This window comes from uncultured Agitococcus sp., assembly GCF_937920075.1.
Lineage (GTDB): Bacteria > Pseudomonadota > Gammaproteobacteria > Pseudomonadales > Moraxellaceae > Agitococcus.
This window is the reverse complement of the sequence record NZ_CALETI010000296.1, coordinates 1-7063: the sequence shown is the minus strand read 5'-3', so window position 1 is coordinate 7063 and position 7063 is coordinate 1. Positions and strand designations below refer to the sequence as shown.

At 41.3% G+C, this 7063-nt stretch carries 7 protein-coding genes; 4 read left to right on the top strand and 3 right to left on the bottom strand.

The features are described 5' to 3' along the window. Positions 1–689 (top strand): hypothetical protein (locus Q0212_RS10385; protein ID WP_297925156.1); only part of this gene is annotated, 689 nt, incomplete at its 5' end. A 330-nt stretch (positions 690–1019) separates the two neighbouring features. On the opposite strand, the gene Q0212_RS10380 is transcribed toward Q0212_RS10385, so the two are convergent. Both Q0212_RS10380 and Q0212_RS10375 read right to left on the bottom strand, forming a co-directional pair. Continuing rightward, complete coding sequence (locus Q0212_RS10380) at positions 1020–1517, bottom strand: GNAT family N-acetyltransferase (RefSeq protein ID WP_297925155.1); 498 nt, start codon at positions 1515–1517, stop codon at positions 1020–1022. After that, positions 1514–1780, bottom strand: a complete 267-nt coding sequence (locus Q0212_RS10375; protein ID WP_297925153.1) for a DUF1778 domain-containing protein — start codon at positions 1778–1780, stop codon at positions 1514–1516. The genes Q0212_RS10380 and Q0212_RS10375 overlap by 4 nt, the downstream gene beginning before the upstream one ends. Before the next feature lie 137 nt (positions 1781–1917). On the opposite strand from Q0212_RS10375, the gene Q0212_RS10370 reads away from it, so the two are divergent. The 3 genes from Q0212_RS10370 to Q0212_RS10360 all read left to right on the top strand — a co-directional run bounded on the left by Q0212_RS10370 (position 1918) and on the right by Q0212_RS10360 (position 4638). Next, positions 1918–3927, top strand: coding sequence for a M3 family metallopeptidase (locus tag Q0212_RS10370; RefSeq protein ID WP_297925151.1), 2010 nt, complete (start codon positions 1918–1920; stop codon positions 3925–3927). Positions 3928–3991: 64 nt separating this feature from the next. Next, positions 3992–4198 carry a YheV family putative zinc ribbon protein gene (locus Q0212_RS10365; RefSeq protein ID WP_297925149.1) on the top strand — a complete coding sequence of 69 codons (207 nt, stop codon included), beginning with the start codon at positions 3992–3994 and terminating at the stop codon, positions 4196–4198. Between the two features lie 8 nt (positions 4199–4206). Beyond that, positions 4207–4638: a thiol-disulfide oxidoreductase DCC family protein gene (locus tag Q0212_RS10360; protein WP_297925147.1), complete on the top strand. Its 432-nt coding sequence runs from the start codon at positions 4207–4209 to the stop codon at positions 4636–4638. Here Q0212_RS10360 and Q0212_RS10355 read toward each other — a convergent pair. After that, positions 4635–6908, bottom strand: a complete 2274-nt coding sequence (locus Q0212_RS10355; protein ID WP_297925145.1) for a GGDEF domain-containing protein — start codon at positions 6906–6908, stop codon at positions 4635–4637. The two genes, Q0212_RS10360 and Q0212_RS10355, sit on opposite strands and share 4 nt — an antisense overlap. Positions 6909–7063: the final 155 nt, after the last annotated feature.

Here is a 7063-nt window from a genome sequence, read left to right as displayed (position 1 = left end):
ATAGTAGTTCACGTAACACTGAAAATACTAGCTACGAGCCTGATAAAGTGCGCGTTGCCGAAATTGAACGTGATAAAGCTTTACAGCTTGCCGACCGAGAAAATGAGCGCATTGGTTTAATGAAAGAAGCACAAATGGAGCTAACCGAATTTAACGCACGGATGGAAGCTGCTGTGATAGAAGCCAAAGCACGCGGCTTTCATGCGGTACAACAATCACTCATGACAATGGCCAAAGAGCTCAATATACTCGCCGAAGAGCGCATGATTTTAATCGAAAATGGCAATTTAGATATTATCAACCGCGTAGAAAGTATGTATCAAGAGTTAGAAAACAGCATTAAAAACAATGACTTTATGACAGCCAAGCTCCCTTCATTGCTGGCCATTCAAAATCAATTTCCTGAAGGCTCAGACTTGCGTCAAAGTTATGGTCAGGCGATTGGCTTGCAAATCAACCATGAGTTTCAATTTGTCGCGACACAAATGCAGCAACTTGGCGACCGCCGTAAAGCCGTTGTTACATCGGTATTAGCCACTAAAGACAAAATTCATGACCATATTAACCATATAGTCACCACACGCATAGCTCATTTAGAGCAATCTCAAATGACTTTAGCGGCACCACAAGGCAATAATAACTTAGCGATTGAGCAAAGCTCACAAGCTGCGATTGCTAATAACAAATAATCAGTAAAATCGTAGGGGCGTGATCCTCGCACCCAACAAACATCAAGGCGCAATCATGCACCCCTACTATCAAAAACACATAGTTAAAATTATCAAGACTCGGATAATTATCGATGAAAAAACTTCTACCACTTATTGCAGCCTTGCTCAGTGCCTGTAGTATAGTAGCCTGAATGGAGCATCGCGGAATACAGGACTAAATCTCTAAAAACAATGCCTTGTGTATATTCATACAAAACCTTTCTTTTTATAACCCGTATTTCGCTAAGCTGCATACGCGGCTACGGCAAATATGGTTGGTTATCGCGGGTTTCATCCCTCAACCACACGCTACAAGACTTTTAACAATTCTGTGACAGGCAAAAATAATTTTAAAGGCTGACTAGGCAATGCCCTAAAACCCATAGTCTGATAAAACTGTGCTACCTGTTGATTTTTAGCATCAACCGCAACTACCGTCACACCAGCAATTGCGGCTATCTCACAAACTCTATGCAAGGCATGAGACAATAACACCTTCCCCAATCCCTTTCCTTGATGACTAACATCAACCGCAAAACGTCCAATATATACCGTTGGAATAGGATAACGTGCTAAACGCTTTTGTATTTCAGCAGGCATTTCTTCAAAAGCAATCGCGCCAACATTAAGACTATAAAAACCAATAATTTGCTGCTCTGGTGTATAAGCCACATAAGTTTTATTTTGCTGTCGCTTTTGTTGTTGTAAAGCATAAAGCTGAATAAAATTGTTTAAATCCTCCTGCCCACAGTCAAATGTTTTGCGTTGATGGTGTTTATCTAACAAAGCGATAATATATTGCGTCATTTAGATAACGCCATCAAATCACGCAAAGCTTGTGTTGGTTCTTGGGGATTATCTAACGCGTCTAACAAAGCATCTCTGTCGGCATTCGCTAATAGCCACACTTGATGTTGGTTTATAATTCGTAAAGCCGCTTCGTATGATTGATTAAGCATGAAGGCACTCAAATTTGTACCCATAAGTTGAGCCGCTTGTTCAATAACTTGTTTAGCTTGAGCAGATGCGCGTAAATTAATACGCTCCATCGCAATAGTTTGATTGTGCATGACAAAGACCTTTTGTACATAACTATTATGTACATTATAGTCAAAAACAATCAACATAAGGTATCAATCTTGACATTTACTTTAACTTGGTTACAAATCATCTTAGCCCCTAGTAATAGACTATATTGGACATCCGCATGACTAATCCCCTACTCCCCCAACAACAATTGCCTGCTTTTTCCCAAATCACCCCTGAGCTTGTTGTTCCTACCATCGAACAACTATTAAGCCATAACCGTGAAAAAATTGCCGCCATTGCAGACCAACAGCAACCCACATGGCAATCATTACCTGCTCAGCTAGAAGAACTAGATGACACACTCAGCAAAGCATGGTCGTTAGTCAGTCATTTAAATGCTGTTACCAACAGCCCTGCTTGGCGTGATGCGTATAATCAGTGTTTAGCTAAAATTTCTGCCTATTACACCGAAATTGGCCAAAACAGCAAACTCTATCAAAGCTACCAACAATTAGCCGACAGTGCCGACTTTGAACAACTCAGCACCGCCCAACAACAAACTATTAAAAACGCCCTACGCGATTTTAAACTCAGTGGTGTGGCCTTAGCTGATGACAAAAAACAACGTTTTGCCGACATCGAAGAACGTTTATCAGCCTTGAGTGCTAAGTTTGCCGATAATTTATTAGATGCAACACAAGCATGGCATAAACCCTTAACCGACACTGAATTACAAGGCTTACCCGAAGCGCATCAAGGTTTACTGGCACAATTAGCCCAACAACGTGGCTTAACAGGTCATGTTGCCACCTTGGATATTCCTGCATATTTAGCAGTAATGACTTACGCCAATGACCGTGCTTTGCGCCAAGAAGTTTATACCGCTTATGTGACCCGTGCTTCCGAATTAAGTGCCGATGGCAAATTTGATAACTCCGCATTCATGGCCGAAATTTTAAGTTTGCGTTATGAGCAAGCGCAATTATTAGGTTATGACAACTACGCACAATTATCCTTAGTGCCCAAAATGGCCTCTTCGGTTGATGTGGTCATGCAGTTTTTACAAGAGTTGGCGCAACGCGCCAAACCTGCGGCACAACAAGACTTAGCCGAATTACGCGAATTTGCTGCAACGTTGGGAATCAATGATTTGCAACCGTGGGACACCAGTTATGTCTCGGAAAAACTCAAACAGCAAAAACACAATTTGTCGCAAGAAGTATTAAGAGCGTATTTCCCTGCGCCGATGGTGATTGATGGTTTATTTAAAATTGCTGAACGTTTGTATGGCGTAGACATTCGCGCTCAACAAGTTGATGTTTGGGCAGAAGATGTTACCTATTACACCATCAGTGAACAAGGCAAAACCATTGCCTCATTTTATTTAGACCCTTATGCCCGCGCCAATAAACGCGGTGGTGCATGGATGAGCAATTGCCAATCACGCCGCGCGACACAACTACCCATTGCCTTTTTAACCTGTAACTTTAATCCCCCTGTTGGCGACAAACCTGCTTTATTAACTCATGATGAAGTGATTACCTTGTTCCATGAGTTTGGTCATGGCTTACATCATATGCTGACCGAAGTCGATGTCACGGCTGTGGGTGGGATTCATGGTGTGGCGTGGGATGCGGTGGAGTTACCCAGTCAATTTATGGAACATTGGTGTTGGGAAGAACAAGCCCTTGCCTTAATGACTCAACATATCGAGACAGGCGAGGCCTTGCCTAAAGTATTATTAGACAATTTGTTAGCGGCAAAAAACTTTCAATCAGGCTTACAAACCTTACGCCAATTAGAGTTTGCCCTGTTTGATTTGCGTATTCATAGCCAAGCACCTTTAACCGCGCAAGGCATTCAAGAGACATTAAATGCGGTACGTAATGAGGTTAGCGTGATGTCACCTCCTGCCTTTAATCGTTTTCAGCATAGTTTTAGCCATATTTTTGCAGGTGGTTATGCCGCAGGTTACTACAGCTATAAATGGGCAGAAGTGTTGTCGAGTGATGCCTTTTCGCGCTTTGAACAAGAAGGTATTTTTAACCGCGAAACAGGCTTATCGTTTAGACAAAATGTGTTGGCCAAAGGCGGCAGTCAACCTGCTTTAGAGTTATTTGTGGCGTTTAGAGGCAGAGAACCAAATATTGATGCGTTATTGCGTCATAGTGGCTTGGAAAAAGCTTAATTTTTAATCCCCCTAATGGCCAAAGTATCATGGTCATTAGGGAGATATTCAAGTGGTAAAAAACATGCTCAAGAAACGTTTTATTGCAGGGGCAACTTGCAAACAATGTCAAAAACAAGATGTGATTCGTTGGTGTAAAGACAGCGAAACCGATCAAGAATGGATTGAGTGCGTAAGCTGTGGTTATCACGAAAATCGTGCTGATGCAGTGATGCAAGCCGAGCACCCACAACAAAACGAGAGTGTTGTTAATATTGTTAGGTTTAAATAGGTAAACTTATGAATGCGACACAGTTAGTCCAAAATTACCCTAAAATTATTTTGTTTGATGGTGTGTGTAATTTGTGTGCCGCATGGGTGCAATTTGTCGTTAAACGCGACAAACTTGGACAGTTTAAGTTTGCCTCGGTGCAATCTGCCGAAGGCCAAGCCCTGTTAACGTGGTGTGGTTTGCCAACGACTCAATTTGATACGATGGTCTATATAGAAAACGGCCAAGCCTATTACAAAACTCAGGCTTTTTTTAAAATTGTCGCGCAATTTAATTGGGCATGGCGTGTGTTTGCTAAAGTCTCACAAATTATGCCTGTCGTCATCCGTGACTGGCTCTATGATCGTATCGCCCAAAATCGTTATCGTTTATTTGGCAAACGTGATGTTTGTTTAATGCCTAATGCACAACTTAATCAACGCTTTTTAAATGTTGATTAAGCATAATGCCGCTCTAAATACTCTTGTAATAACGCTTTTATAGACAAGGGTTTACTCAACACATACCCCTGAATTAAATGACAGCCAAACTGACGTAAATAACTTAACTGTCTATCGGTTTCTACGCCTTCCGCCACTACCGCTAAGTGCATATGTTTACCTAAGTCTAAAATGGTACGCACAATCGCTCTATCGCCGCGGTCATCAGGTAAACCCATCACAAAAGAACGATCAATTTTGAGTGAGGAGATAGGCAACACTTTTAAACGGGTTAAAGACGAATGTCCCACGCCAAAATCATCCAAACTAATTTTAAAGCCTAATTTGCGTAAAGAACGCATCACACCAATGACTTTATCTGGTTGACGCATAATCATGCCTTCGGTAATTTCTAAACACAAATAACGTGGAGCTAGACCACATTGCTCAGCAATTTCATTAAGTTCATACGGCAAACTGGGATTAGTAAACTCCAAAGCAGCCATGTTAACGTTAAGTTGTAAATCCTTAAAACCTGATTGTTGCAAATGCAGTAAGTCTAAACAGGCTTGTTTAAATACCCAACGACCAATTTGCACAATCAACCGACTTTGCTCAGCAATGGGAATAAACACATCGGGATGGACAATATCACCATTGGCTCGTCGCCAGCGAATTAATGCCTCAACCGCGACCATACGCATTCCCACCGCGTTAAAATCAAAAATTGGCTGATAGTCCAAAAAGAATTGTTGTTTAACTAAGGCATGATGCAATTCCGCTTCGATAGTAATTTGTTGAACCAACAATGACCGCTCTTTGGCCAAATCTTCCGAGCTATCTTCAGACACAAAAGTCAACGCATTACGACCACGCTGTTTGCTTTTGTACATCGCCATATCTGCACTTCGTACTAACTCCGCGCTTGTCCAGCCATTATCAGGAAAAACACTCACTCCAACACTGGCAGAAACGGTTAATTCATGGCCTGCAAAATAAAAGGGGGTTCGTGCTGCTAACAAAACTTGTTCGGCAAGTATCTGTAATTCGGGCAAACTTTGGCTATTACGCGCCAAAATAGCAAATTCATCGCCCCCTAAACGACCAATAATACTATTTTCACCGACTAAATTTTGCAAACGGCGAGCAAATTCTTGTAAGACTAAATTACCTGCATCATGGCCAAAACCATCATTAATCGGTTTAAAACGGTCTAAATCAATAAATAACACCGCAAACGATTGTTGATTGGCAGTGGCTTTAAAACAAGCTCGATCTAAGACATCATGAAAATATTGACGATTATAAATGCCTGTTAAGTCATCTATGCGCGCTAATTGTTGAATACTTTCTTGTTGCTCCATGCGTTGAATAGTTTGCGCGACTAACGCGCCAATCATTGCCGACAAATTGGGCAGTTGTGCTTCTTGTTGGCGCGAAAAAAAGCTAAAAAACTCCATCACCCCAACACTATGACGTGTACCATCACTCGATACATACGAAATTGGAAAGGCATATCCCGATTTTAAACCACAGAGCTTGGCACTATTACGGCGCAAAAAACCATAATCATTTTCCATATTTTCAACCCAACTTGGTTGTGACGTATGCCAAACTGTACCCACTAAGCCCTCTCCTGCGCCCATAGACAAGGCCAAACTGTTATCAGTAAAAGGAACTAGAGGTTGTTGTGGATGATGCCAATAATATTTGCAATTTAACCGTGCTTCGGATTGATGACGTTGTTCCATTGCCCAATACGCGCCCCAATCCCAACCCAAATTTTCACACACCAATTGAATCACTTTGGTAATCGCTGCTTCAATTTGTTGCGCCGAGACTAAAAACTGACTGGTGGCAAAACTAAAACGTTCACGCATCAAGGCTAATTTTTCACTGGTATTATCAACAATCACACCCGATTTAATATCGTGGTTAACTGCTAATTCAGTGACTTTTAACCAACGTAAACCATTAAGATGGTGCAATACACGACAATCATAAGCATTTAACTGTATAGATAATAAATTATCTCTAAAATTAGCCTGATCTAAAGGAATAGCTTTTTCTAACACATCGTTTAAATTATAGCTACCAATAGCAATATCTAATAAATGACTTGCACCCTGAGACAATAATAAACGTTGTGAAGGAAGATGTAACCACCAACGGCCAAAGTGTGCCAAATGTTCTACCGACTGTTGAAGCTGATGCAAAATAGGCTGCCAACAACTATCTTGGTTAGCCAAAGTTTGAATCATTTCAACGTCAGGTAATGCTATTTGGCTCATCTTCTACCCCTAACATCTGCAAATTAATGATGTAAAGACTGGACTTACGCATTTCGTTGAAATTATCGCGTTTTGTGAGCATAAAACCGTTACTTCGACTACGCTCAGTAACCATGAAAACGGTTGCAATGCGAATAAATAAGCGGTAACCGCGT

Excerpts from the sequence above, each read along its gene's own strand:
- Q0212_RS10380 (WP_297925155.1), bottom strand. The coding sequence starts at position 1,517 with ATGACGCAATATATTATCGCTTTGTTAGATAAACACCATCAACGCAAA.
- Q0212_RS10360 (WP_297925147.1), top strand. The coding sequence starts at position 4,207 with ATGAATGCGACACAGTTAGTCCAAAATTACCCTAAAATTATTTTGTTT.
- Q0212_RS10365 (WP_297925149.1), top strand. The coding sequence starts at position 3,992 with ATGCTCAAGAAACGTTTTATTGCAGGGGCAACTTGCAAACAATGTCAA.
- Q0212_RS10375 (WP_297925153.1), bottom strand. The coding sequence starts at position 1,780 with ATGCACAATCAAACTATTGCGATGGAGCGTATTAATTTACGCGCATCT.
- Q0212_RS10370 (WP_297925151.1), top strand. The coding sequence starts at position 1,918 with ATGACTAATCCCCTACTCCCCCAACAACAATTGCCTGCTTTTTCCCAA.
- Q0212_RS10355 (WP_297925145.1), bottom strand. The coding sequence starts at position 6,908 with ATGAGCCAAATAGCATTACCTGACGTTGAAATGATTCAAACTTTGGCT.